This is a genomic window from Vulcanisaeta sp. (assembly GCF_049966235.1).
GTDB classification, from domain to species: Archaea; Thermoproteota; Thermoprotei; order Thermoproteales; family Thermocladiaceae; genus Vulcanisaeta; species Vulcanisaeta moutnovskia.
Map to the genome: position 1 here is coordinate 180,007 of NZ_JBMFVA010000001.1, position 24,949 is coordinate 204,955.

At 38.9% G+C, this 24,949-nt stretch carries 23 protein-coding genes and 1 tRNA gene; 8 read left to right on the forward strand and 16 right to left on the reverse strand.

Annotation, left to right across the window (positions count from 1 at the left end; translation table 11 throughout):
- Positions 1 to 39: 39 nt before the first annotated feature.
- Entirely contained in the window at positions 40 to 1,233 is a 1,194-nt protein-coding gene (locus ACP5L5_RS00995; protein ID WP_428760981.1) for a citrate/2-methylcitrate synthase, read from the reverse strand.
- A 169-nt stretch (positions 1,234 to 1,402) separates the two neighbouring features.
- On the opposite strand from ACP5L5_RS00995, the gene ACP5L5_RS01000 reads away from it, so the two are divergent.
- Positions 1,403 to 1,939, forward strand: a complete 537-nt coding sequence (locus tag ACP5L5_RS01000) for a nicotinamide-nucleotide adenylyltransferase (protein WP_428760982.1) — start codon at positions 1,403 to 1,405, stop codon at positions 1,937 to 1,939.
- Between the two features lie 90 nt (positions 1,940 to 2,029).
- Here the strand turns inward: ACP5L5_RS01000 and ACP5L5_RS01005 are convergent.
- The 3 genes from ACP5L5_RS01005 to ACP5L5_RS01015 all read right to left on the reverse strand — a co-directional run bounded on the left by ACP5L5_RS01005 (position 2,030) and on the right by ACP5L5_RS01015 (position 4,852).
- Positions 2,030 to 2,106: transfer RNA gene (locus ACP5L5_RS01005), tRNA-Asn, on the reverse strand.
- An 88-nt stretch (positions 2,107 to 2,194) separates the two neighbouring features.
- Positions 2,195 to 3,421, reverse strand: a complete 1,227-nt coding sequence (locus tag ACP5L5_RS01010; RefSeq protein ID WP_428760983.1) for an FprA family A-type flavoprotein — start codon at positions 3,419 to 3,421, stop codon at positions 2,195 to 2,197.
- 165 nt (positions 3,422 to 3,586) lie between these two features.
- Positions 3,587 to 4,852, reverse strand: a complete 1,266-nt coding sequence (locus ACP5L5_RS01015; protein ID WP_048056801.1) for a Glu/Leu/Phe/Val family dehydrogenase — start codon at positions 4,850 to 4,852, stop codon at positions 3,587 to 3,589.
- A gap of 128 nt (positions 4,853 to 4,980) precedes the next feature.
- Between ACP5L5_RS01015 and ACP5L5_RS01020 the strand changes: the two genes are divergently transcribed.
- The 3 genes from ACP5L5_RS01020 (at position 4,981) to ACP5L5_RS01030 (ending at position 6,442) form a co-directional block, all read left to right on the forward strand.
- Positions 4,981 to 5,322, forward strand: coding sequence for a PadR family transcriptional regulator (locus ACP5L5_RS01020; RefSeq protein ID WP_428760985.1), 342 nt, complete (start codon positions 4,981 to 4,983; stop codon positions 5,320 to 5,322).
- Entirely contained in the window at positions 5,303 to 5,926 is a 624-nt protein-coding gene (locus tag ACP5L5_RS01025) for a CDP-alcohol phosphatidyltransferase family protein (RefSeq protein WP_428760987.1), read from the forward strand. Before ACP5L5_RS01020 ends, ACP5L5_RS01025 begins: the two co-directional genes overlap by 20 nt.
- A gap of 75 nt (positions 5,927 to 6,001) precedes the next feature.
- The gene (locus tag ACP5L5_RS01030; RefSeq protein ID WP_013603653.1) at positions 6,002 to 6,442 is read left to right on the forward strand and encodes a DUF2286 domain-containing protein; all 441 of its coding nucleotides are present in this window, start codon (positions 6,002 to 6,004) and stop codon (positions 6,440 to 6,442) included.
- A 12-nt stretch (positions 6,443 to 6,454) separates the two neighbouring features.
- Here the strand turns inward: ACP5L5_RS01030 and ACP5L5_RS01035 are convergent, their stop codons facing one another.
- Entirely contained in the window at positions 6,455 to 9,070 is a 2,616-nt protein-coding gene (locus ACP5L5_RS01035) for a DNA-directed DNA polymerase I (RefSeq protein WP_428760989.1), read from the reverse strand.
- A 129-nt stretch (positions 9,071 to 9,199) separates the two neighbouring features.
- On the opposite strand from ACP5L5_RS01035, the gene ACP5L5_RS01040 reads away from it, so the two are divergent.
- The gene (locus ACP5L5_RS01040; protein WP_428760990.1) at positions 9,200 to 9,958 is read left to right on the forward strand and encodes a lysostaphin resistance A-like protein; all 759 of its coding nucleotides are present in this window, start codon (positions 9,200 to 9,202) and stop codon (positions 9,956 to 9,958) included.
- Here ACP5L5_RS01040 and ACP5L5_RS01045 read toward each other — a convergent pair.
- From ACP5L5_RS01045 to ACP5L5_RS01055, 3 genes are read right to left on the reverse strand one after another with little or no spacing between them, the layout of a single operon-like run.
- Positions 9,927 to 11,342 carry a hypothetical protein gene (locus ACP5L5_RS01045; protein ID WP_428760992.1) on the reverse strand — a complete coding sequence of 472 codons (1,416 nt, stop codon included), beginning with the start codon at positions 11,340 to 11,342 and terminating at the stop codon, positions 9,927 to 9,929. The genes ACP5L5_RS01040 and ACP5L5_RS01045 overlap by 32 nt on opposite strands.
- Positions 11,343 to 11,351: 9 nt before the next feature.
- Positions 11,352 to 11,798, reverse strand: coding sequence for an HAD family acid phosphatase (locus ACP5L5_RS01050; RefSeq protein ID WP_428760994.1), 447 nt, complete (start codon positions 11,796 to 11,798; stop codon positions 11,352 to 11,354).
- 3 nt (positions 11,799 to 11,801) lie between these two features.
- Positions 11,802 to 12,995 carry an aconitase X catalytic domain-containing protein gene (locus tag ACP5L5_RS01055; protein ID WP_428760996.1) on the reverse strand — a complete coding sequence of 398 codons (1,194 nt, stop codon included), beginning with the start codon at positions 12,993 to 12,995 and terminating at the stop codon, positions 11,802 to 11,804.
- A gap of 67 nt (positions 12,996 to 13,062) precedes the next feature.
- Here ACP5L5_RS01055 and ACP5L5_RS01060 point away from each other — a divergent pair, with 67 nt between their 5' ends.
- Positions 13,063 to 13,830, forward strand: a complete 768-nt coding sequence (locus tag ACP5L5_RS01060; RefSeq protein WP_273303625.1) for an HAD-IIB family hydrolase — start codon at positions 13,063 to 13,065, stop codon at positions 13,828 to 13,830.
- 172 nt (positions 13,831 to 14,002) lie between these two features.
- Here the strand turns inward: ACP5L5_RS01060 and ACP5L5_RS01065 are convergent, their stop codons facing one another.
- Positions 14,003 to 15,271: a TiaS agmantine-binding domain-containing protein gene (locus ACP5L5_RS01065; RefSeq protein WP_428760998.1), complete on the reverse strand. Its 1,269-nt coding sequence runs from the start codon at positions 15,269 to 15,271 to the stop codon at positions 14,003 to 14,005.
- Between the two features lie 122 nt (positions 15,272 to 15,393).
- Here ACP5L5_RS01065 and ACP5L5_RS01070 point away from each other — a divergent pair, with 122 nt between their 5' ends.
- Positions 15,394 to 16,305, forward strand: a complete 912-nt coding sequence (locus ACP5L5_RS01070) for a DNA polymerase sliding clamp (RefSeq protein WP_273303622.1) — start codon at positions 15,394 to 15,396, stop codon at positions 16,303 to 16,305.
- A gap of 12 nt (positions 16,306 to 16,317) precedes the next feature.
- On the opposite strand, the gene ACP5L5_RS01075 is transcribed toward ACP5L5_RS01070, so the two are convergent.
- From ACP5L5_RS01075 to ACP5L5_RS01105, 7 genes are all read right to left on the reverse strand, one after another.
- Complete coding sequence (locus ACP5L5_RS01075) at positions 16,318 to 17,226, reverse strand: hypothetical protein (protein ID WP_428761001.1); 909 nt, start codon at positions 17,224 to 17,226, stop codon at positions 16,318 to 16,320.
- A 7-nt stretch (positions 17,227 to 17,233) separates the two neighbouring features.
- Positions 17,234 to 18,427: a sugar phosphate nucleotidyltransferase gene (locus tag ACP5L5_RS01080; RefSeq protein ID WP_428761003.1), complete on the reverse strand. Its 1,194-nt coding sequence runs from the start codon at positions 18,425 to 18,427 to the stop codon at positions 17,234 to 17,236.
- Entirely contained in the window at positions 18,427 to 20,262 is a 1,836-nt protein-coding gene (gene glmS, locus ACP5L5_RS01085; RefSeq protein ID WP_428761005.1) for a glutamine--fructose-6-phosphate transaminase (isomerizing), read from the reverse strand. Before glmS ends, ACP5L5_RS01080 begins: the two co-directional genes overlap by 1 nt.
- A gap of 56 nt (positions 20,263 to 20,318) precedes the next feature.
- On the reverse strand, positions 20,319 to 21,005 hold the full coding sequence (locus ACP5L5_RS01090; protein ID WP_428761006.1) for a ribosome biogenesis protein: 687 nt from the start codon (positions 21,003 to 21,005) through the stop codon (positions 20,319 to 20,321).
- Positions 21,006 to 21,026: 21 nt separating this feature from the next.
- Positions 21,027 to 21,521, reverse strand: a complete 495-nt coding sequence (locus ACP5L5_RS01095; protein WP_428761008.1) for an N-acetyltransferase family protein — start codon at positions 21,519 to 21,521, stop codon at positions 21,027 to 21,029.
- 227 nt (positions 21,522 to 21,748) lie between these two features.
- Positions 21,749 to 22,225 (reverse strand): 30S ribosomal protein S13, encoded by a 477-nt coding sequence (locus ACP5L5_RS01100; RefSeq protein ID WP_428761010.1) that lies wholly within the window; start codon positions 22,223 to 22,225, stop codon positions 21,749 to 21,751.
- A 37-nt stretch (positions 22,226 to 22,262) separates the two neighbouring features.
- Positions 22,263 to 23,381 (reverse strand): sugar phosphate nucleotidyltransferase, encoded by a 1,119-nt coding sequence (locus tag ACP5L5_RS01105; RefSeq protein WP_428761012.1) that lies wholly within the window; start codon positions 23,379 to 23,381, stop codon positions 22,263 to 22,265.
- 155 nt (positions 23,382 to 23,536) lie between these two features.
- On the opposite strand from ACP5L5_RS01105, the gene ACP5L5_RS01110 reads away from it, so the two are divergent.
- Entirely contained in the window at positions 23,537 to 24,934 is a 1,398-nt protein-coding gene (locus ACP5L5_RS01110) for a hypothetical protein (protein WP_428761014.1), read from the forward strand.
- The last annotated feature ends 15 nt before the right edge of the window (positions 24,935 to 24,949 follow it).

Consider the following 24,949-nt stretch of genomic DNA (forward strand, 5'->3'; position numbering starts at 1 on the left):
ATAAGCGTTTTTAATACTTTTTATAACGAGGAAGCATTACTATCTCTTATCAATGGGTATATAAGGTACATCATGAGGTCCTGTATAGCACGCCCTGGGTCTGAATAGCCTGTGTTGATCTAGATACTCTATTGCATGTGCAGACCATCCAACTACCCTTGACATCGCAAATATTGGTGTGTAGTATTCGTAGGGTATTCCGAGTAGGTACATGGCTATGCCGCTCCAGAAGTCAATGTTTGGATATAATTTCTTAGGGGCTAGCTTTTCAAGGACAACCTTCTCCACCTCCTCAGCAATCCTATACCAAGTCATGTCACCCTTAGCCTCACTTAATTGTTTCACGAGCTCCTTGTATATCCTAGCCCTTGGATCGTACGCCTTGTACACCCTATGCCCCACGCCCATTAATCTCTTACCCTCAGCAAGTAATTTCTCCACATATGGTCTAGCGCTCTCGGGCTTCCCAATCTCCAGGTACTGCTTCATGGCGGCTTCATTAGCACCACCGTGAAGTGGTCCCTTCAATGTAGCTATGCCCGCCGCGATTGCAGAATACAGATCTGTCCATGTTGATATCGCCACAAGTGTTGCAAATGTTGAAGCAGGTACCTCATGATCAATATGAAGAACCAAGTATAAATCTATTGCCTTAGTTGATGTTTCATCAGGTTCCTTCCCAAACATCATATAGAGGAAGTTAGCGGCATGACTTAGATCCTTCCTAGGCTTAACTAGGTCCAGACCCCTGCTTGCTCTGTAATGCGCCGCCATCATTATTGGTAGTGCCGACGTTAACTTGATAGCCCTCCTGAGATTAGCCTCCTTACTATAATCACTCGGGTTCTCATCAAATGCACCCAAAGCTGCCACACCAGCCTCAAGGGCAAGCATTGGATGCGCCTTAACCTTACCCAGTGTAGTTACTACGGAATAGACCTCACTGGGTAAGTCCCTGTACGAGGCTAGTAATGCCTTAAAGTCCTCAAGTTCCTTCCTGTTAGGTAATTTACCATACAGTATTAAGTATGCTACCTCCTCAAACGTTGAGTACTTAGCCAATTCATCAATTCTGTAGCCCCTATACCAGAGAATGCCATTCTTGCCATCAATATCACTTATTGTAGTGGTCTTTACCAGTACGTCTTCAAGACCATGAATTATGGGCCCGCAGGGACTTTGAATAACCTTACCACTTGTCTCAATTTTTACTTCTTTAACCTCTTCGCTCATACGCCTCTAATTAATGCACACTTATTTAAATACTATCCTAATATATAGTTTAACTATATTTATGATATTAGTCAACTAACGAATTCTTAATAAATAAATGTAAAAGTAATATTACGATCCTATGCAATTAAAAGCTTAATACCACTAGTTAAATGTGCTTATGGGCTCAATGATTAGGGGTCTCTTCATTGGTAGATTTCAACCACCCCATTGGGGACACGTTTGGGCCATAAGGGATATACTTAATGAAATTAATGAGTTAATAATAGTGATTGGTTCAGCACAATTCAATTACATAATTAAGGATCCGTTTACAATTGGCGAGAGGATTTGGATGTTAAGGGAGGCTTTAAGGGAGGGCGGTGTTGATTTATCGAGAATAATCATTGTGCCAATACCCAACATTGAGAATAACGCGGCATGGTTCGGTTACTTAAGGTCATACGTACCACCATTCCAGGTAGCCTATACGGGAAATCCATTCGTGGCCATGCTACTTAGGGAGGCAAGAATTGAGGTAAGGCAACAACCACTCTACGACAGACAGAAATACAACTCCACAAGAATCAGAGAATTAATGCTGAAAGACGACTCAAGGTGGGAGGAATTAGTACCAAAGTCCGTAGTTGAGATAGTAAGGAGGATAAACGGAATAGAAAGATTAAAGACAATAGCCACAGGCGAAGCAGAACCACATAAGTGGTAAATGACCACTCTAATCATTATAACGGGTAGGTATAAAACATACAACAGGAAAACATTGGTTTGTAACACGGCCACGGGCCAAAACAAAACTTGGCGCCGCCGCCGGGATTTGAACCCGGGACCTACGGGTTAACAGCCCGCCGCTCTACCGGGCTGAGCTACGGCGGCTGGTAAGGAGTGAGGCTTATGGCTTTTTAAGTTTTTGTTCCTGGATTTTAATATTAACTATCTTTCTTGACTTTACCAAGTGATATTTTTATTGGACCATTGCTTGCTTGAAGTTTTGCAGTGCTATATCTATTTTGTTTAGATCTTCCTTTGTTGGTATTCCGTTTACGCTTATTGCATCTATTATAGTGAAGCCCACCTTCTCAAGCCTTGCCTTTACGTGTTTAAGTACGACGTCACCCCAGCCGTAGTCCGTTATTAGCAGTATTGGTTTTCCTCCTTTTAATTTCTTTATTAATAGGTTAATTACGTAGTCCATTAGTGGGAATGGTTCAGTATCATATGTGGATACTCCAAGAATTATACCAAGTGCATTATTGGCGTCTCCAATTAAATCACCAATACTTGCTCTCTCCTTATCTGTAAACCTATAAACACTAACATTGAATCCCCACTCATTAAGTACGTGAGTTATGTGGTTCATTATACTATCGACAAAACCATACATTGAGGAGTATGTAATCACTATTTTCTTATTAACCGGCGTTTTAAGTGCAAACTCCCTATAAAGATCTATGTATCTTTTCACAATATTACCCTTAATCACAGCACCATGTGCAGGTGTAATTATGTCAATATTGCCTCCTGTCATTGTTAATACCTTATCAAGGTTCTTGGTTACATTATCCCTGTAAAACCCGATAATGTTTGCAAAGTACTTTCTCATTGATGATATGTAATCATCATTTAAGTCATCAATAAATATTGACTTAGGTATTGTGTACGCACCAAAGACATCACAAGTCAATAAAGTCCTTATTTGAGGTATGTATGTGAACATGGTCTCGGGCCAGTGGAGCCACGGCACGTGAATAAACGTTAACTGATAATTCTTCGTGCTTAAGGTTTCGCCATCTTTAACGGCCTTAAATTTGGGATTAATCCCATAAAGGTTTCTTATTAATTTATTAGCCATGAGATGTCCAATGAAGGTAATGTCCGAGTTCTTGTCATACAGGGCCTTTATTGAACCACTATGGTCCGATTCCATGTGATGAATAATCACATAGTCTAAGTCACGGATATCGATTACTGAATTTAAGGCGTTGAGGAAGTCATTCTCTAGACCCCTCTTCCACGTGTCAAAAAGTATTACTGTGTCATTGTCAATTAGTAAATATGCATTATACGTAACTCCTTCAGGTATTTCCCACAAAGCCTCGAAGTAATTTGTTTCATTGTCATTATACCTAAGTATCATTAAATCTCCACTTACCTTATCTATAATCACCTTACGATCTTGTTCTCTCATCATCATACTCCTTCTTATTATTAAATATTTAATAATAAGGTTGTCTTGTTTATATAAAATAGTAGGCTTACTTCAATTAATATTTTATTTTCATAAAATATTTTATGAAAATAAAATAAAAGGTAAAGATACTAAAATATTGATTTTATTTTTCAATATTGATTTTCCTTAGATCCAGCCCCTAACCTTCATTGCATTGTAGATCCTGTCCACAGCCTCCACATATGCTGCTTCTCTTATTGTGACCTGGCTTGTACCTAGTTTGTTCCACCTGTTCATCACTCTATTGAATGCATCTAACAATATTCTCTCTAGTTTGTTCCTTGTCTCCTCCTCATCCCAGAAGTACCACTGCAGGTCCTCAACCCATTCTAGGTATGACATCACAACACCGCCAGCGTTAGCTGCTAGGTCAGGCAATATCCAAACACCCCTTGAGTGTAGTATCTTCTCGGCATCTGCTGTAGTCGGGCCGTTTGCGCCCTCAACTATTAGCTTTGCCTTTATGTTGTTAGCATTACCCTTATGTATAACGTTTTCTAATGCCGCAGGTACTAATACATCGACTGGTAGCTCAAGAATTTCTTCATTAGTTACCTTCTTAGTTCCAGATGTGTCGTAGTTCATCACCGTACCTGTTTTATCCTTAACCGCCTTAACCTCGGCTAATTTAAGGCCATTCGGATTGTAAACACCACCCCTGCTATCTGTTACCGCAACGATCTTAGCACCCATCTTCTCCAGCCAATATGCTCCCCAGTAACCTACGTTGCCAAATCCCTGGACAGCCACGGTCTTACCCTCAATACCACCCCATAATTTCTTGGCTGCCTCCCTGGCCCAAACAGCCACACCAAAACCAGTGGAGTACTCCCTAACTGGATTGCCCCATAAAACGACTGGCTTAGCCGTGAATACACCAGGTACGTTGTGTCCAGCTATTTTGCTGTATTCATCAACCATCCAAGCCATTACTTGAGGATCTGTACCAACATCAGGTGCTGGAATATCAACTTCGGGACCTATGAAGGGTGCTAATGCCCTTGCATAGCCCCTGCTTAACTCCTCAAGTTCCCTCTTACTCAATTTCTTATAATCAACCGCAATAGCGCCCTTGCCTCCACCATATGGTAAGCCGTTTAGTGCGTTCTTAAAGGTCATTACTGTTGCCAGTGCTATGTCCTCCTCGAGTGTAACCTCGGGATGGAACCTTATTCCACCCTTGTAGGGTCCTAGGGCATTGTTGTGCTGCACTCTATAACCCGTGAATACTTGCATTTTTCCATTGTCCATCTTAACGGGTATGCTAACGGTTATTATTCTTTGAGGCCTGCTCAGGATTTCATAGGTCTCCTGTGGATATCCACCTAGCTCTATAGCTCTCTTTAGTGTTTGTAACACACTTTCTAGGAATGTAGTTCCCTTTAGCGACATCGAGACTATGTAAGTGATGGGTTATTAAATCTTTCTCTATTAGCTTATGTAATACGAGCATCGCGTATGTATTAAGACTTAGGTTAGCATTATAAAATTGTTAAATAAATGTCTATTTCCGAGAGCACATGAGCCAAAAGGCGCTCAATAGGCTCATGGTTAAGTTGACCAAGGAGAATCTATGGATTTACATAGTTAAACTATTAATGGAGAGGCCAATGTATGGCTATGAGATAGCTAAGGAAATTAAGGAACGCTTTAGCATTAGCATAACAAACGTTGGTGTTTATGTTGTGCTTTATAAAATGGAGAGAGATGGTTTAGTGGAGACATTCATGAGCGATGGGTCTAAGATGTATAGGCTAAGGCCAGAGACCATCGAGCTTTGGTTAAAGGCCAGGGATTTCATATCCTCAATCCTTAAAGAGGTTTTTAATTGCGGTGTTGATTGTGGTTCTGGGAAAACTTAAGGATAAGGTGGAAAGGATAGGCAAGGATATTCTTGAAAAAGGTCTTGCGAAGATTATGCCTCGAAATCCCAATATATTAACCATATTATCCCTAATTATTGCATTACCAACACCCTACTTAATGGGGCTGCATCATTATTGGGCATACATATTAACATTTGTATTATTAATCCTAGCAAGCGCACTTGATATGCTCGATGGCTTAATTGCCAGGTATTGGGGAAGAACCTCCAAACTCGGTGCATTCTTGGATTCAACATTAGACAGGTATGTTGATTTTATAGCACTTATTGATATTTGGATAGCCAGTGATAGGGGCTTATTGAGTATTATTTCATTATTACTTGCAATACTGGGTTCATTAATGACCAGCTATGCTAGGGCTAGGGCGGAGGCACTTGGCGTTAAAATGATGGGTATTGGGCTCCTTGAAAGGGAGGAAAGATTAATTATTATTCTCCTCATTCTTCTCATATTTATAATTACGGGCATAAACGCGGTGATGGTGTATGGCCTAGCTCTCCTCGCTTTATTAACAAATATCACTGCTATAGAAAGGATAGTTATCGTAATTAGGTCCTTAAGTAACTCTACTGGGCGTTGATTCTTTTGGTTATCATTTTAATAGCAGGGAAAAGTTAAGCTTTATTAATAATCCCAGGTATAGTAATTGTTGAGTATGTCTGAGGAGGGCGAGAATATAGCTATTTATATAGAGAATGAGAGTATAGCCAATAAGGAGATTGTTAAGTCCAACCTAACGGATGCAGTAAAGAATTACGTGAAGAAACTATTAGATAAGTGGAACCCCGATGAATCAGACTTCATAGTTCTTAAGGTTCCTCAAACAATAAGTCTAAATCTACCGCTGAGTAAGGAGCTTTATAAGAAGGTCGAGAAGTTCGGTGTTAAGAGGGTTGGTAATAAGGCCGAGGTTGAGATACCAACCTACGAAATAATATATAGCAATAGATGGATGGGTGAGGATATGGAGGCCGACAGATTTGTCGTAATAATGCCCTACATAAATGATGACGTTATAAACCAAGTGGTGAATAACATATTATCATCACTTGCACCTGAGGGTGAGGAGGAAGGTGAAGAATTTCTTGAGGAGTAGTTTCATAAAATATCACGAGTAATTATCTATTATTGACGAACCCATCACACCCTCAAACTCAATCCCGAACGCATCAAGAACCTGCTCCAGCGAGGTCCTTAGGTACTCAATATACTTATTGGGATCAATTTCATCAATCCTAGCCAACTGGATCGGCTTAACTCCATCCTTACCTGTGGTCTTTACGTAGATTATTATATCGCCAGGCCCAATCTTATAACCCAGGTTCTTTAATTGCAACGCAGCCTTTACATGCTGTGGCGTATTCTTTGTATATGATTCAAGAGGCTTAGTAAGTGCGGTCCTTATCGCCAATTTATTAAGTGGTATCTCCTTCCTTTGCAGTTTTCTATAGTAGTCCCTAACTCTACTTCTTACCTCCTCAACAACCTTACTAACATCCTCAAGACCCTGTATATCCGAGAGAAGACCTAGAACTTCATTAAAAGCCTCCTTAGCGAAGTCAGGGGTATTTCGTTTCTTACCAACTAATCCCTTTATATCTAACTCACTGCTTTGTAGTATACCAACGTAATTCTTTTTCCTACCACTCATAGCAACTAATCTATAGACTTTATCGAGCTCAATCTCAATACCAAACTCCTTATCCACCCATCCAATTAATTCCCTAAGTTTATTCTCATCAGGATTCCATATGAAGAGACTATCGGTATCTCCATAGATTGGTACTAACCCAAGCTCAAGCGCCTTTAATACGGTTTTAGATAGTATATACCTAGCGAGGGCCGTTGTTAATTCAGCAGCTGGTGGACAGTATAATTGGAATACCTCAGCTCCTAGTACGCCGTATGATGCATTTATGAAAACCTTCAAAGCGCTTTGTACAACATTATAATAGCTCCTTAATAGCTCGCTTGGTGCTGATTTCGCCAATTTCTTATATACATAAGCCCTTAAATCCCTTAATAGTCCAACGATAAGGGCGGTTAATCCTCTCCTATCATTACATACCCAGTGAGGTAATTCTGGAATTGGCTTATTATTTTGTTCCTTTTCATTTAGGCACTTAACGGTTTCGTATGATATGTTCCACCGCTTTATCACTGAGGGATACATACTTGCGAAATCTAGTACGTAAACGTTTGGGAATATGCCTGGGATTGGTTCAAGAACTATGGCACCTGCATACTTCTTACCCTTGATTATTGCCTTAGTGGCAATGTCCCCTTTAGCCTTGACTATGTCCTCCTTCTCCGGTATTAACCAACCTCTCCTTCTGTGCTCGTAATAAAGCATGTTCCTTATCCAGGCAGATATTTGGCTCCTAACTAGGTCATCTGGTGGTGTTTTGGATATTCTTGACATTAATATTATTAATCTTAATACAAGGTTATCATCGTATGTCGTTAGATAAAGTCCCAGAAAAGCATCCCTAAAGTTATAATTTATTAATTCAACGTAGCTCATTTGCGATACGGTTTTCTCTCTACTTATTTTCGACATACCTATTATTGCATGGGCTATGGTGTCAAGTGTTCTATCCATACCCCTATATTTACCGCCAAATGCGTATACTTCAATTGCCCTAATGTTGAAGAACTTATATAAGTCAATATGTATTCCAAGGGCTGTGGAAGCCTCATTTCTCCTCAGTATTATTGGTATCTCCTCCTTCTTGAAACCAAGCTTTAAGGCTCTATGGTATATGTAGGGTAGGTCAAAGTTATCACCGTTGAATGTAATTAATATTGGGTATTGCAGGATTATTGAGAATAATTCCTTCAGCATATCATACTCACTATCGAAGAACTCCGCCTCAACATCATCATACATGAGATCCTCAAGCTCTTCAGGTCTTAACTCTATATCTGGTCTCCTAAGTACAAGTATCTTTTTCAATCCATCGCTTCCAGCGAGACCTATGGCTATAATCTCGTAATTAGCCTCCCTCGGGTTAGGTACTCTATTCTCTTGCGGTGTGAATACTTCGATATCAAGGGATAATCTCTTAATATTCGGTACAGGTGCTTGAAATAGCGGTATCCACCTCCTTGCTTCCTCGAGGAACTCCCTATCATTTACGTATAATTTATTTATGAATCCCTCAATCTCAGTAGGTATCTCAATAGGTACTGGTACTAACTTTCCATCCTCAATTCTATAAAACATTCCAGGTATAATCTCATTATCATATATGTAACATAGGTGATATCTAATTCTTGATTCCCAAGTCCTTGGTAATAATTCCCTTATTGAGTCAGCCCTACCTCCAATACTCAGTGGGTCCTTAGCATTTATCTTCGTAAGCACCACCTTCCTATCATCTAACGGATCATATTTCTCAACAGCTTCAATATTGCTAAACCCTGGATGAAGAATTACCTTTGTAAACTTTGAAGTTAATTCCTCAGGTTTTACATTAGTTAGTAAGTAAGGTTTATGGCCGGTATTGTCATACCAAAAGTAGATCCTATCATTGACAGGATCGTATAATTTAATGAGGGCTTTTCCCATCTTTCCATCATATGTTACAGTAAGTACTATTGATGGTGGCGTATTTTGTGGCGTCTCGGCCTTTATGGTGATCTCTTCCTCTTCTTCCTCCTCACGTTCTTCAAATTCTTCTTCCTCAATCTCTTCCACTTCCTCATCCTCCTTACTCCTCATTGCCTTAACAAACTCTAGATATAATAACTAACTTATTAAACCGCCGCCTCCCTTGCCTCAAATACTATGAATCACAACTACACTTTCCCGTGTGAGTGAATTATTTAAGTAAAACGTGTTAGACAATTAATGATGAGTAAATACCTGGGCGATATTGTTTGGCCAACAATATTATTAATTGCAATAGTTATTCCAGTATTTATTACGTACGAACCATACATATTAACAAACACCCATTATGCCATATCTTCATCAATTACGCAAACATTAAGTAACGCCATGAAAAATCCAATAAGTCTCCTATCAACATACCTACTTGGGGATCTTGCTCCATATCTGTACATAGTGATTGCGGTCTTATTTATTGTTTATCGACAGAGAACTTATAAATTACGTAATGAACTTGGTCTATCCTGGGTACCATTATTCGGCAAACTTACAATACCAGTGGTGATAATTCTAGCAGTAATATGGTTTTTAATAAGTGGTTTACTGCCTCTCACGGTATTGTTACCTCAAATACCATCAGTAAACATGCCTCTCCTTATTTACACATTATATCCAATTGCAGTTAGTGAGGAATTCGTATTTAGAGGGTTCATACTTAGTAGATTATTGCCAAGGCATGATTCCGTAAGCATTATTACTTCATTACCCGCCATAATAATAAGTGCCATTTACTTCACAGCGGCGCATGTGCCAGTTTACCTTGCCGTTTATGGACTTAATAATCTATTATCGGTTCTTTACACGCTTAGTTATATATTTATTTACGGGGTAATAGCAGGCCTTGTATTTATCTCTACGAGAAATGTTATACCTGACATCGTAATTCATTGGATTAACGATTACTTATCTATAATAACCGTGATTTACCTAATGCATTAATTAAGGCGCTACATAAAATACTTGAAATATTGATTGCTGAGTCCTTATAATCCTCAAGATCTATTAACTCCTCAGGTTTTGATGATATGGCCAATGAATTAACCACCACAAACGGTATGCTTAACCTATTGGCGTATCTCTCGAATTTCCTTAATTCTCTATTTTCATGGGTGCCATCATATGCATTATTAAGAATTGTCAGGATTGGTTTTTTACCATTCCTAATTAACAGGTTAATGTATGATCTTAACCTGAATAATGCACCCTCAATACCATCAAGGTTCGCGGAAACTATCAACACAGTATCAGTGTTTGTTTGCCTTATGAAGTCTAATGTGGATGAAAAGCCACGCTTATATCTTCTAGATGAGCCTGTCAAGAGTCCCATAACACCCTCAATAATCAATATATCTAATCCAATACTCCTGACTGTACTCAGTGTCTCCTTCCAGTTGATCCAACCAAGTGATTTACTTCCCCACCTTAATTTTATGCTCATCCATGGCTTAAATGGTCTATTAAGGATATAGAGACTTGGGTGTAAGTCCCTAATATCACCTGCCAATTTGGCAATACCTACGTAATAACCAGCCCTGCTTAAGCAGAAGGCCAATGCACTTGTTATTAATGTCTTACCTTCGCCAGTCATTGTGGACACGACGGTGATTATTCTAGTGCTCATTCCAGGATTACCACCTTCTCTACTCATCCATTCATTCTCGCGGTAACTTCTGTAGTAATTAGAAATTTCATTTTCATTATAAACCCCAATTTCACTAAGTATATTCCTCGTTATTGGAGATCTAGGTCCTAGTAATCCATGAACCATGGTACCAAATACGTTGTACTTGCGTGATATGATTAATGTAGGTACGTTAATCTCGGCATTCCTATAATTATACCTTGGCACCTGCGATACTCCAACGACCTGCACATTATCCGATAGAATCCTCATTCTACCATATGTATGTGCTTGCCAGCCCTTTAATTCAGTATTTACAATATTCCTGGTTACCCATGATTCATTAACGATACTAACCCTCACAGGTCCTGTAACAATTAATGGTTCAAAAATAGCGTCTAGGATGCCAAGTCCCTTAGAGTACCCAGGTAGCCCTCTAACATTGAGATTTACGGCTCTTGACAATAATTGAGTACCTGAACAAACACCTATGGTAAGCCCACCCCTTTCAGCATATTCCCAAATTTCCTTTTCAATCCAATTATAACGTTGCAATACCTGGGACTCCACCAAGGTTCCAGGTGGTAATATTAACATATCAAGATCCTTAATGATGCTTGGTTCATTAATACGTAGGTTAAATGGCAATTCTTCATAATAAGGCATTGCGCCTCTAATACTTAATACCCCTATCTTAATCATTGTTAATCACTATGATATTACCACAGCGTCAATACCATTACTTACCAAAGTTGATACAGTATCAGCATTATCATCAAAATGAACCAATATTTCATACCTTCTCAATAAGCTCTTAATTGTCCATGACTTATAAATAGGGTCGGGGTCAGTATTATTATCAGGTCTCATAAATAATTCCTCAAATTCATTCACACCAAATCTCCTTAATTGATTTATTGTGCATTCCCTCATTGATTCTCTCCTACCTGTAACGATTATTATGCCGAAGTCCCTATTCCTTAACTGTTTAAGAATATCTATAATCCTTGGTTTAGGTTTATCCATGAACAGCTTTTTGCAATCAAGAAAGCAATCCCAATCAACTTCGTTATTAGGCCTAAGGCAAAGCCTTAACCTGCTCTCCGAATTAACCAGGACTCCATCGATATCAAAGGATACGTACTTAATGAGTATCACCCCTTACTCATCAAATGCAAGGTCTAGGCACTTAATGCCATTGCAGCTTATATAATTAATGCCAATCATCTTAGGTAAGTAATACATTTGCTTAACTGACTCCGTGGCTACGGTATTAACCCCAACGCTTTTGAGGAAAGGTGACACAACAGGACATGTGGTTAATACCAAGTGTATGTTGGAATTCTCAAGTAGATTAAGTTCGTCTTGACTTAGTGAGTTTATTACGAAGGGCGTTGTGGCTATGTAAACGGGCTTTTTAGCCCTTTTGGATCTCTTGCTTCTTACGTAATTAATGACTGACATTACCTCGTCAATACCATAATGGGGACACCCGAGAAATATGGCATCAAAATTTTGTTTTTCTACTCCGGAATCCTTAATTATATCGTTAATGTCTAGATTAATTTCCTCAGGCTTATCCATCATTGCTAAGTACTCTTTATGATTTGGTGTTACTCCATCGATTACCATGAATGCATGGGGTGAGTACGTTGCATAGCTAGCCAGTAATTGCTTAATTACAGCATTGCCACCAAACTTAGCCACCAGATATGGCTTTCCATCACCGACCTCCTCAGCAATTTTCCTACCTAGGAGCCCCGCGATTAATGGATTATTAATTGCCTGCCCTCCCTTAACCCTAACTACATGCGTTGGTGCTCTACCACTCAGTGTGTATAGCCCATACCTTGGAACCCTACCAACTAATGCCGACAAAACAACGAAAGGTCCCGGTAATTTTTCGGTCCAAGCATCGTGAACGGCATTTATATAGGCAATTGCATTTGATTCAGCCCATGCATGGTAAGTCCTTGGTCTAATCCGTAGGTACTCGTACGGGGTACATGTAAGCCATAGACTAGCGCCCATACTTTTTAATGCATTTATTATTCTCCATTGCTTGTCAATGAACTCCTTATCTATTCCCCAATCATTAAGTACATCAATGCCCACAGGATTTACCGTTGTAAATACGTGAAATCTAGCACTGGATTTTGCCAAATCCTCTAGGTACTCGAGACCTGGATCACCTATTGTTAAGTAGGAGACACCTGCAATATGCGCTGTCTCTATTTCAATGAGCCTATCAGCCTTTAATACATCGCCGACCTTAACTACGACCTGCATTGCCCTTGCAATTGTATCTCCATAATCACCATGAAGCATGGCTTCCTCATACTTACTAAGGTACATTCAGCACCTTAGATCTAGGTGGAGGAAATAAATCTTAAATAGATTATTATTTTACACGAACTCGGTAATGCTCAATAACAGTAAAATCGATTTATTTAGGAACGTTTCTGCGTTATTTACTGACTATGATGGTACAATAGCGCCAATAGACGTGGCAAGGCAATTGAGTAAACCCCCTGTGGCTATTTATGAAAAACTGAATGAAATAAGTAAATACATACCAATAGCCGTAATAAGTACCAAGGATTGCGACTTCTTAATCCCAAGAACCGACTTTGCCAGAGCGTGGTCCTGCACAAATGGTCTTGAGATAAGAATTGGAGGGTCTCATCATATACATGAGGATTTACCTAAATGGCAAGATAAATTTGAATCTCTGATTAATGCCATAAATAGTATCAACGAGTTAAAAGGCATTTATTTAGAAGTGAAGCGTGTTGGTAATTTGATTGGTGGATTGGGAATTGATTGGAGAACCAAGGGTTCAATAAACATGAAGGTTCTTAATCAAATTATTAAGTCGGCGAGTGAATCAGGGTTTAAAGTCATTAAGTATAGGGGTCATCCATTCATAGATATATATCCAGGGATACAAATCGATAAGGGTTATGCTGTAATGAGGCTCAGGGAGCTTATGGGCATAAAGGGGCCGATAATGTATATGGGTGATTCAGAAAACGACATTCCCGCAATGAGAATCGTTGAGTATCCCATCGGTATTAGGCATAGGTATAATGAGGGTCTTGATCTACCAGTATTATTGTGGGTTCATGAGAATGAACTACCAATCTTTCTTGATTACTTATTAACGGCCCTAAAATCCAAGGTTCATTAATTTCCGGAGCCTAATTAATTTACTTAGCCGTCGTAATTTAACCTCATAGTTATTACTCACTTTTAAATCAATTCTAAGAGAATTCATAACCCTAGACTCTATAATACTTTCAACATTCATATGCTTCTTGAGTGCCGTAATTAGATATATTAAAAACCTTTCTCTATAGTAATCAATAAACCCACAAATATGGTTTAGGCATATAGAGTGCAAGACCCTCAAGACCAACCCTCTCGTTAGGCTTCATTAAATGCCTATACTCACTTGCTTTCGGATTTATTAGAAACCAATTATTTCGTGGTATAATTATTCTCGGTAATTTACCCTCAAATCCACATCGCTTACATCGTAGTAATCCTGATCTTCCCATAGACTCCATAGGGCCGCCACACCTAGGGCACCTCGGATTTCTCACCTCGACATACCTATCATGGAGTACTCTCATACCCTCGATATACAGATCAAGTTTCTCATTCGGCTTAACTCCACCCCACACCTCTACCATGCATCCCACACAATTCGCCAACTCCTTAGAAACACCGAGATGTCTATACGCTATTGCCTTATGAGCATCATCTAAGGTAAGGTGCACATGGCCTTTATCATCAAATACCGCATTCATTAAAATACCTATAAGATCAACATTCCTATAAGGGATGTATTCGCTTGCTCGTGACCTATGGTCGTTAGTTCCCTGGTTTGTCACGTAGATGATCCACCCAATGGCATTATACTTATTGGCTAGGTAATTACCCATGGCAAGCACATGATACGGTGAATCACCCCTAACACCAAATAATACTGGGTCAGGCCCATGAGGTTCAATGAGTACTTGATCTTCATTTATATTTAAGAAAGTGAATGGTCTTGTTGTATGGTCCCAGTGCTTCACGTCAATGGGATTAATCATGGGCCTATCCTCATCCTCAGGTCTATATGCTATGAATTCGTACGTGGCATCAATTGGTATGAAACCTAACGATGCCAATGCGCCAATAGTTCCTCTACCACCCATAAGTTTTGCATTTACTTTGCTAGCGACTTTACGTGCGAGGTCTAACGTAACAATATCCCTAACACTCTTCCTATAAAACCACGTTAATCTCTCATCAACCTTAAGCATATTTCTTATTACTAGGTATGCAATACCAGGGCTTGTCTTACCAACTCTCTTAACCATTTGGTTGATTAATGATTCCATGAGCTCAACATGATCCTTAGCATCATCCTCAGATTCAACGTAAATAATTACTGACAAAGATGCATTACCTCTTGTTTTAAATGGTACGTAGGGATTTAACCTGGTTAGGCGTGGTAATCCAATAACACTCCTAATAAGGTTCTCTCTAACTAGGTATTTTATAAATGAATACATAACATATGTCGTACATCCACCACCTTCCCAATCAGTGTCATCAATACCAATCATTAAGTAAGGCATTAGGCTTAGGCATAATTTTAGAGAAGAGGCAATTATCTCTTTCCCATAATTCCTTGTTAGGATTACTTTGATATTAAAGCGATGAAAGCCTTTTAAAGAAAATTGCATAATCCCAGTTAATTATGGCTGAGAGTGAAGAGCCGGAGAGGGAGGAGCGTGAAGAAGGTGAGGAAGAGGAGACTGAAGGGGTTGAGGCAGAGGGTACGGGTGAGGAGGTTAGTGAGGGCGAAGAGGGCGGTGCAGGTGGTGTTGTTGAGACTGAGGAATATTATAGAATAATGTTCCCGAAGGGTAAGGAGTTTAGATACATATTTACAGCCCTTGCTAATTTACTCCAGGAGTCGAATCTTATTATTGATTCTGAGGGTATTAAGATGAAGTCCATAGACCCGAGCAAGGTTTCCCTGGTGATTTTAAACATACCTGGTTCAGGCCTTGAGGAATACACAGTGACTAAGGAACTAAAGATAGGAATAAGCTTTGACTTGATTAAAAAGATATTAAAGAGAGTTAAGGCGAGAGAAAAGGTTGAGCTTGGTGTTGACACCAGTAGGAATAGGTTCTTCGTAACAATATACACGAAAAAAGGTAGGGAGGGTGGTTTTTACAGGAGGTTTGGTCTTCCAATAATTAATATAGCCGAGGAGGAGGTTCCTGAACCTAAGCTTGAGTACCCTGTTAGGATTAGGATGGATATGGATGTGTTTATTGATGTATTAAGTTCAGCTAATGAGTTTTCTGACTCCGTGAGATTTATAGCTAAGGAAGATGCCTTTTCCATAATGGCCGAGAGCGAGGGTGGTAAGGCAATTGAAACAACATATACGAGTAGTGATGAAGTATTTTATGAATATTCAGTGCAGGGTTCACATGATGCTATGTACTCCGTAGAATTACTCCTCGATTTTATTAAACCTATGAAGCAAATAAGTGAGACTGTGACAATAGAGTTTGATAATAATAAACCGTTGAAATTAACAATAGATTTTGCAATAGGTTCAGTACAATTCTATTTAGCGCCCAGGGTAGCTTAATCCCATTAAAATTTAAATGGTGTATTTAATCGATAAATAGTCATGCGGTGGTATTATTATAGGTATTAATTGGGAAATATTTGCATCAAGCGATGTACCTTTAATAGAACCCTCCCTAGGTTTAAAATCAAGGTTGAGATTAATAGCCTGATCACTCCAATTACCTATGAATAATACGCCATGTCCATCTACAGACTCAATTCTAGTGATTATATGCGTGGTCATTATTGACCGGGTTTCATAATCATTATCAAGCGTGACTTTACCGCCATTTATATTAACATTTAAATCACTAATAACATATGCACGATTTAGACTTGCCATAAGGATAATATAATGATCATCTAGGTAAATAAGGATCCAGTTTAGGTACGGTACTATGTTTGTATTCATGGTAATATGTAGCGGCCACCTTACTGGGTTTAATAATGATAAGAACGTTAGATACTTTAGTTCTTCATTTGATGAGTATAATAGTTCATTAAACACCCTGAGACCCATTGCGGGCATATTATATTTATTAAAGGCGATGGATAGTTTTGATTTTCTTTCGGGATCTAACTCATGGATCTTCATATAATATTTATATAATGCATTTACTGCTCTATTATATTCATACAACCTATTTGCTAGGCATATTAATTCATCCTTACAGCTTTTCCTTAATTCAGCCCTAATTCTCATCATTTCATTCCTTAAATTCATTATTAACTTAACGTTCCTTTCTTCACGTAATTTTCTATACGTACTTAAGTACTTAATCATTAGTTCATCATCACTGCAATACTCAGGTTCGATATTGAGCAGTTCATAGGCATTCCATAACCATGGCATGTACTCACACCTGAGCTTTATGTAAATACCCACGCCTAGGTTCAATGTATAATCCTGCTTAGAGGTATATATTACTAGGTGTGTCATGGATTTATTATTTTAATATTGATAATGGTGAGACATATTTATTATGCTCTATTATCGAACCTGGATAAATTACGGTGTTAGCCCCTATTCTAGCCTTAGGCCCTACTATAGCACCTAGTTTAGCGATCTGTTTTCCCTTAACAATAACTGGTGATAAATGCGATACCTCAACGCCACTTGGTAATACGTTTAGTGTCACAACACCTGGCTCCACGGTACTTTCATCACCAATTATCGAACTACCTATGAATGATCCCCTACCCACTGTAGCCCTATATCCAATTAATGATTCCGTTATTTCAGCATCAGCGCCAATTACGGATTCCTCCTCCAGTGATGTATTGTTCCTAATTATCGCATTATTGCCAACATAAGTATTTTTACCAATATATGCAGGTCCTCTTATTATTGCGCCATGGTCTATCCTAGCGCCCTCGTCTATTATCACAGAGCCCTCTACAACTGCTCTTGGTGAAATATCGGCATCCTTACTAATCCTGGTCTCCTTTAAGTCAATCATTAAGTATTTTATTGCGCTCAGTAAGTCCCAGGGATAACTAACATCAACAAACCATCCACTCCATAAAGCTGTATTGATATTGCCTTTGAACTGCTTTAGGGCTTCGTTAATATTTCCGTTAAATTCTTGTAGTGAAATTAGAAATTCCTTTTCAGTTATGAGTATCCCAGTCCATGCATAGCCTGATTTATGCTCTACGATCTTATTTATTGAGACAGTATCATTTATCTCAACCTCAAAGTAGCCTTGCAGGTCTGATAATGGGGTCATCAATATAGTTATTGGCTTCCCTGAATTCACATGACTGTTCAATGCAAGTTCATAGGCTTCTCGGGGTAGTATTACGTCACTAAACGATACTATTGTTGTGCCCTTGCCAACAATTTCATTTATCATTCTTAATGCACTATCAATATCATCACCCTTTTGTCCCACATTCTCTATTGAAATATTATTAAAATAGCGACCAAGTTCATTACTTATCTTTGCAGGATTTCTAGAAATAACATATATACTCTTTAAACCCAACCGAACTAGGTTATCTGTTGGATAATAAATAAGTGGCTTTCCTAGTAATTTAATGAGTGGTTTATCGAGGTAAGGCGTTAATGGTTCCATATTAGTGCCTCTACCACCACCAAGTATTACGCCAATAATTTCTCTTGAGTAGGCCATGGTCATCACTCCACAGTCACTGTCTTTGCCAAATTCCTTGGTTTGTCTGGGTCATAACCACGGGCAACAGCAGTATAATAAGCAAGGAGTTGCATTGGTACGATATATATTATTGGAGCTATCCTATAATCAACATTTGGCAATTCAAGCACTGCATTTAGTAACTCTTTAAATTTACCAATGTATTTCTCAGGTACGAATCCTATTGTGTATGCGTCCCTTGCCTTCATTTCCATTACATTACCGAGTAATGGATCTACATTATCATCATCAAGTATCGAAAAGACTACGGGATAACCTTCCTCAACCAATGCTATGGGTCCATGCTTGCTCTCACCAGCGGGATACGCCTCAGCATGGATGTAAGCTATTTCTTTCAGTTTCAAAGCACCCTCCATACTCAACGGAACACCAATTCCCCTACCTAAGTAATACGCGTTCTGTCTCCTACTCATATACTCACTTAATGCCTTAACCCTACCTTCAGTTCTAGTTATAATATTTTGGAGAAGCCCAGGTAACTTATTAAGTGAGTCCATGATACTCCTATACTCATTAGCGTCTAATTTGCCCATGATAATGCCAGCCCTTAAGGTAAGTATTGTCATTATAACCAATTGTGTGGTAAAGGTCTTTGTTGCCGCAACACCGATTTCGGGCCCTGCCCTTGTATAAAGTACGTAATTTGACTCTCTGGGTATTGCACTATCAATAACATTGGATATGGCAACAACCTTAGCGCCTCTCTCCTTCAATGCTCTCACAGCTACTAAGGTATCTATTGTCTCACCTGATTGGCTTATGGCTATTACAGTATCATTTTCATTAACGGCATTAACATACCTCTTGTACTCAGATGATATTACGGCATGCGTATCAAGGCCTAGTACTGTCGTAAGTAGGTAATCACCAACGAGGCCTGCGTGGTATGATGTACCAGCGCCAACTATTAGTATTTTCCTTGAATTTAGGAGGAGATTAACCACGTTATCAAACTCCTTTTCATTAATACCTGCCAATGTTGAGCCTATGGCAAAGGGTTGCTCATGGATTTCCTTAAGCATGAAGTGTGGGTAACCCTCCTTGCTTGCCATTTCCGGTGTCCAACTAATTAGCCTAATCCTCTCCTCAATATTAACAGGTACGCCATCCTTCTCAATATAGACTTTGTTGGGCTCAATATATCCATACTCACCGTCTTTAAGTACAATTACCGTGTTTGTGAACTCAAGAAATGCAGGTATGTCACTGGCGACAAAGTTAGTGCCATTACCAATACCAATAACTAGAGGTGAGGTATTTCTGGCAAAGTAAAGCCTGTTGGGTTCCTGTGATATGGTAACGACAAATGCATATGCGCCCTTAAGCCTTGATAATGCTGCCTTAAACGCATCAAATGGTCTATAACCAAGCTTTAGATACTCCTCTATCAAATGAGCGACTACTTCAGTATCGGTCTCGCTCTTAAAGACGTGGCCTTTCTTAATGAGTTCCTCCTTAAGTTCTAGGAAATTTGATATTATACCGTTATGAATAATAGCAACACTACCTGTACAGTCTGTATGTGGATGCGCGTTCTCATCGCTTGGCTTACCATGGGTTGCCCATCTAGTATGTCCAATAGCCGTCGTGCCATCAACCTCATCAAAATTTAGCCTAGTACTAACCTCGATGATCTTACCCTTACCCTTCCTAACCTCTATGTAATTGCCCTTAATAACAGCAATACCAACCGAGTCATAACCCCTATACTCAAGTCTTTCAAGGCACTTTCTAACGACTTTACCAATGGGCTCCCTAAGGTTATTTGGTAACGATGTTATGCCAATAATACCACACATAAACTAGGCACTTAATCTTAAATAGAATAGTCAGAATTAATAAATATTTAGTTAACTCAAGAAAGAAGACCCAACTCGATCTCAAGAATGGTTAGCAGTCTGCATAAAATCGAGGATGTATCCATGACGTACTTACCAATCCTAAAAACATCATCAGCAAGTCTATATGTGCGTTCTTCAAATGAACCCCTTGGAAACGCACCAATCATTATCAAAGGTCTCCTGAACTCCTTAATGTAGTTAATAAATGATTTCCATGAAATCTCCCTCCCTTTTACATCATCAAGTAGTATTTTACGGTCGATTAATTCCGTATTCAGTATATAGTCAATCCCATTCACAAATTTTAATAATGGTTTTCCATAGGGCGGTACCTTGCCCTCCCTGAATAATTGGCTCATTAGACCCGTGAAATTCTCATAATTACGTGGTGGACGTATCTCCGGATCAACGTCAATTACTAAATTATTTATTGTATGGACATATGTCTTAACTAGGTTATTACGTGCAAGTAGACTACCCTGTATCAGAAGGAGCGCTTGGTGAAGTATATCGGGTCTTCCTCGTTTCTCAGCATTAGGTAAATCGATCATTGCTCTATGATGTCTAGCCCTATCGAGAATCAGGTATCTAGCGTCTTTGTGTCTCCTCCTTGCGTCTTTAATTATTACTGGGTCATTTAGTAATTCCTTGGGTACCGTCTCAAGCGCTGTTTCGGTAAGTAGAATTACTATTTTCTCCACAAGTGCTTACTAGTGCTGCGCTTAATTTAAGAACTGGTCAACATTTATGGTTTGGAGGTTAAATATTGTGGTGCATTCCTCATACATGCACTTTATAATTCCATGGAATTTCCTAGATATGGCTAATATCCTGTAATTATCAGGTGTGGTATGTGCTATTAAGGTCTTAGCACCTCTTTTCTTTAGGTCATTTATGGCATATGCCACAAGTTTTGTACCGATGCCCTTGCCTTGATGGTTATCTTTAATTACAATAGCCATCTCATAACAACCATCACTTAAATAAACGGCTTCCAAAACTCCAACAAGTTCATTACCTATAAAAGCCCCATAAATGATATTACGCGGGTCAGAGAATACGGACTCAATGTACCTCTCGAAATCCTTAAAGAAACCCCTGAACCTGTAATAAATACTTTCGTTACTTAATGAATTGTATAAGTCAATTACTAACTTACTATCATTGCTCTTCAACTCCCTAAATTCAAGCTTAACTAATGGTTTTGCGATACTCATTATCGATCATGTTATACCACTATTAACCTTTTAAATTTCTTTCTCTTCAAGTGTAAAATACACCCAGTAGAAGTATCGTATACAAAGATATAATGATGATTTATTACGAACATCATTATATAAAATAGAATTGAATAGACAAGAATATTTCATGGTTGAATAGTATCGTGGAGCAACTTACTATCTATATTTATATAATTTAGATAATAATTCATTTGGTATAAAAATTATTTACCACCGCCACCCGCTCCTCCAGCTGCTGTCTTTCCTTTCGCCACACCTACCGTTAAGCCTAATCTACCTGTTGTCCTTGTCCTTTGGCCCCTAACCTTAAGCCCTAGATTATGCCTAATGCCCTTCCAGCTCCTTAGCTTCTTCATTAAATCAATATCCTTCTTAGCTGCCAGCACTAGATCAGCGCCTAGTAAGTGTACGTTTCGCCCAGTTTCTGGGTCCTTAGGTCTATTTACAAACCAACCAGGTGCAAATTGGTATAGGTTCCTCACGGCCCAATCAATCTTCCTAACAGTCTCATCATCAAGTTGTCCCAATCTAATTAATGGGTTTATTCCTAAATACCTGCATATTGCATATGCCGTTGGTATTCCAATACCTCTAATTTTGGTTAAGGCATAGGCTACTGGTTTAAATCCATCCAGGTCAGTGTCACCAATTCTAACTATCTGCTTAACTTCCTGCGACATTCAGGATTAATGCCAGTATGGGTATTTAAATTTTAATTTAAAGTATGACCTCGCCCTCCCTATATATTGGCTCCATTATCTCCCTATACGGCCCTATCTTCGTGTTTTTAGCAACAAATACGGAATCCTTTATATAAACGCCATCACCAATCACAGATCCATCCTCAATTCTAGCCCACTTACCAATATACGTATTGCTCCCAACAATGCTTCCCGAAACATAAACGCCATCGCATAATAATGATCCATCAAAAATTAATGAATTTACTATCTTAACCGTATTACCAATCTTCGAATTTTTATGAATTATAACATTCGGTCCAATCTCAGTATTATTACCAATAGTAACGTTTGGACCTAAATAAACAGGAGGTTGCATGGTAACTGTTGATGGTAAGTCAGCATTTATACAATTACTATTACCATCACTACACCTACTGGTTAAAACGCTGAAGTTAGCCTTCATGTAGTCTTCGGGTGTGCCTATATCGAACCAAAGACCATTATGGATATATCCATAAACCTCACCCATCCTCAATAACCTGGGTATAATATCAACAGCAAGCTTGATTTGATTCTCCGGATTTTTCGGTATTAATTTAACGACTTCCTTCGTAAAAACATAAAATCCAGCATTTATTAAATTTGAACCAACATATTGCTTGGGCTTCTCTATGAAATTTATTATCCTACCAGTCTCATCTAGTTGAGCGACGCCGTATCTAGATACATCATCTACTCTGGTAAGGGTTATTGTAGCTACACCATTCATCTTTTCATGGAAGTTAATAAGCGATTCTGCATTTACATCGCTAAGTATATCTCCATAAACCACCAGGAAGGTGTCCGATAATTCATATTTTTCATTAATTAATGAGATCGGTCCAGCATCACCCAGGGGCTTATTCTCCGTTACGAATATTAGTTTATCCTTAAAATTGCTCCATGCTCCCTCCATGTGCTCCCTAATTAAATCGCCCATGTACCTTATTGATATAAAAATCCTATTTAGTGGTAGTTTTGTTATGGATTCCATAATCCAATCTATTATTTCCTTATCGAGTATTGGTAGGAGTGGTTTAGGGCGTGAATAACTAAGGGGTCTTAGCCTGGTTGCTAATCCGCCAGCTAATATTATCACATCGTAACTCTTCATATACAGTATTTCACTTTCTGGATATTTTAATTTTATTATGTCATAAACTAGTGCTTAATCTCATTCAAGGTTTTCCAATGCTAATGTAATCACGTTATCCCCCGACCCAAGCGTTGGGGATTAATAAATTAATAGTGCAGCCTTATCACATTAGTGTGAGTAATGTACTTGATGCTTGCCATTGGGATCATGAATGCATAACAAACTCTGTGGCATCAGTACTCATACAGTTATTAAAGGGTTTTGCGCCTAAGAACTTAGTTAGCAATAGTGCATTTCGAGACTTGGCATCCTGCAATAATGAATGTAAATTAACCGTGAATAATTACTCATTCATTAGGGATTTAGATGAAGCAAGTATTAAGGATAGTGTTGCTAAGGTTCTTAAGTTCATAGATCTAAATGATGTCCCTGCCCTAGTACAATTACTAATGAATATGGATTTGGGACCTGGCATTATTGCGGTTGATGAAAATATAGGTATAAACATAAAAGGTGAGTTGGGCGCTAGGATAAATGAGGTACTTGGGATAGCACTTTATTCAGTGGCTGTTTATGATAATGCCATTACTAGGTTTAGTGCCGCTGCAGCGATTTATGAGGGTATTGGTAATGTTGGTAAGGCACGTTTTATGGAGGCTATGTCGAAGATAGCGAGGGCTGAGGACCTTAGGATTAAGGCTTCAAAGCTTCACGAAGAGGGTAAGCATGACGCTGAGAAAAGTATGATCGAGGATGCATCTAAATTATACGTATCATCCGTGGTTAATTTCAGGGAGGCCGTCGGCATAGATGAGGCTAAGGCTAATGAAGTCTTGAGTATGATGGACTCCTCAGAGGTTTTGGCTAACTATTACTTCACGCATGGTGATATAACCAGGGCAATGCAGTACTACGATACCTGCAGAAGCGCTTTAAGTAATATTAAGGGTTTAAGCGAGGAGTATTTGAATGCAGTTAAGTTAAAGGGTGATTTGTGTGCAGCTTTTTACTTACTATGTAGGGCCATTGAGGAGGGTGATTGGAAGACGTATGAGGAGGCCGGCGATAAATTCCTTGAGTTAATAAACGAGGGCTTAGTTGATGAATTAACCACAGAAGGCGCAGTGATGTCTTACAGGGGCGCCATAGATGGTGTTAGTGAGATCGATGATGCCGTTAGAATCTACTCAAAATATGTTAAGTCTGTGAGTAGGTATTTCGATAATGTAATTAAGGATAAATATGGCGACTTTAACTCGTTTATTGAGGAATTCCGTAAAGGCGATTATGAAAGCCTTGCTCATCTGCTCAGTACTGACGTTAATACTCTTAAGTTATATGTTGTTGGTAAGATACTTATGGATATCGTTAAGGAGGAAGGATTAAGTGAAGATACAGCCCTTGAGGTACTTGCCTATTTAGCCGGGCTTGGTTTAAATCCCATTGACATGAGCGTGAATGAGATGATTGATGAACTACAGGGCCTTATTGCAGATAAGGATTTCCTTAATAGGGTTAGGGATCTGTTATTTAGAATTAAGGATAGGCTCAATAGTATCGTTAGTCAGTAAAAATAATGAGGGTGA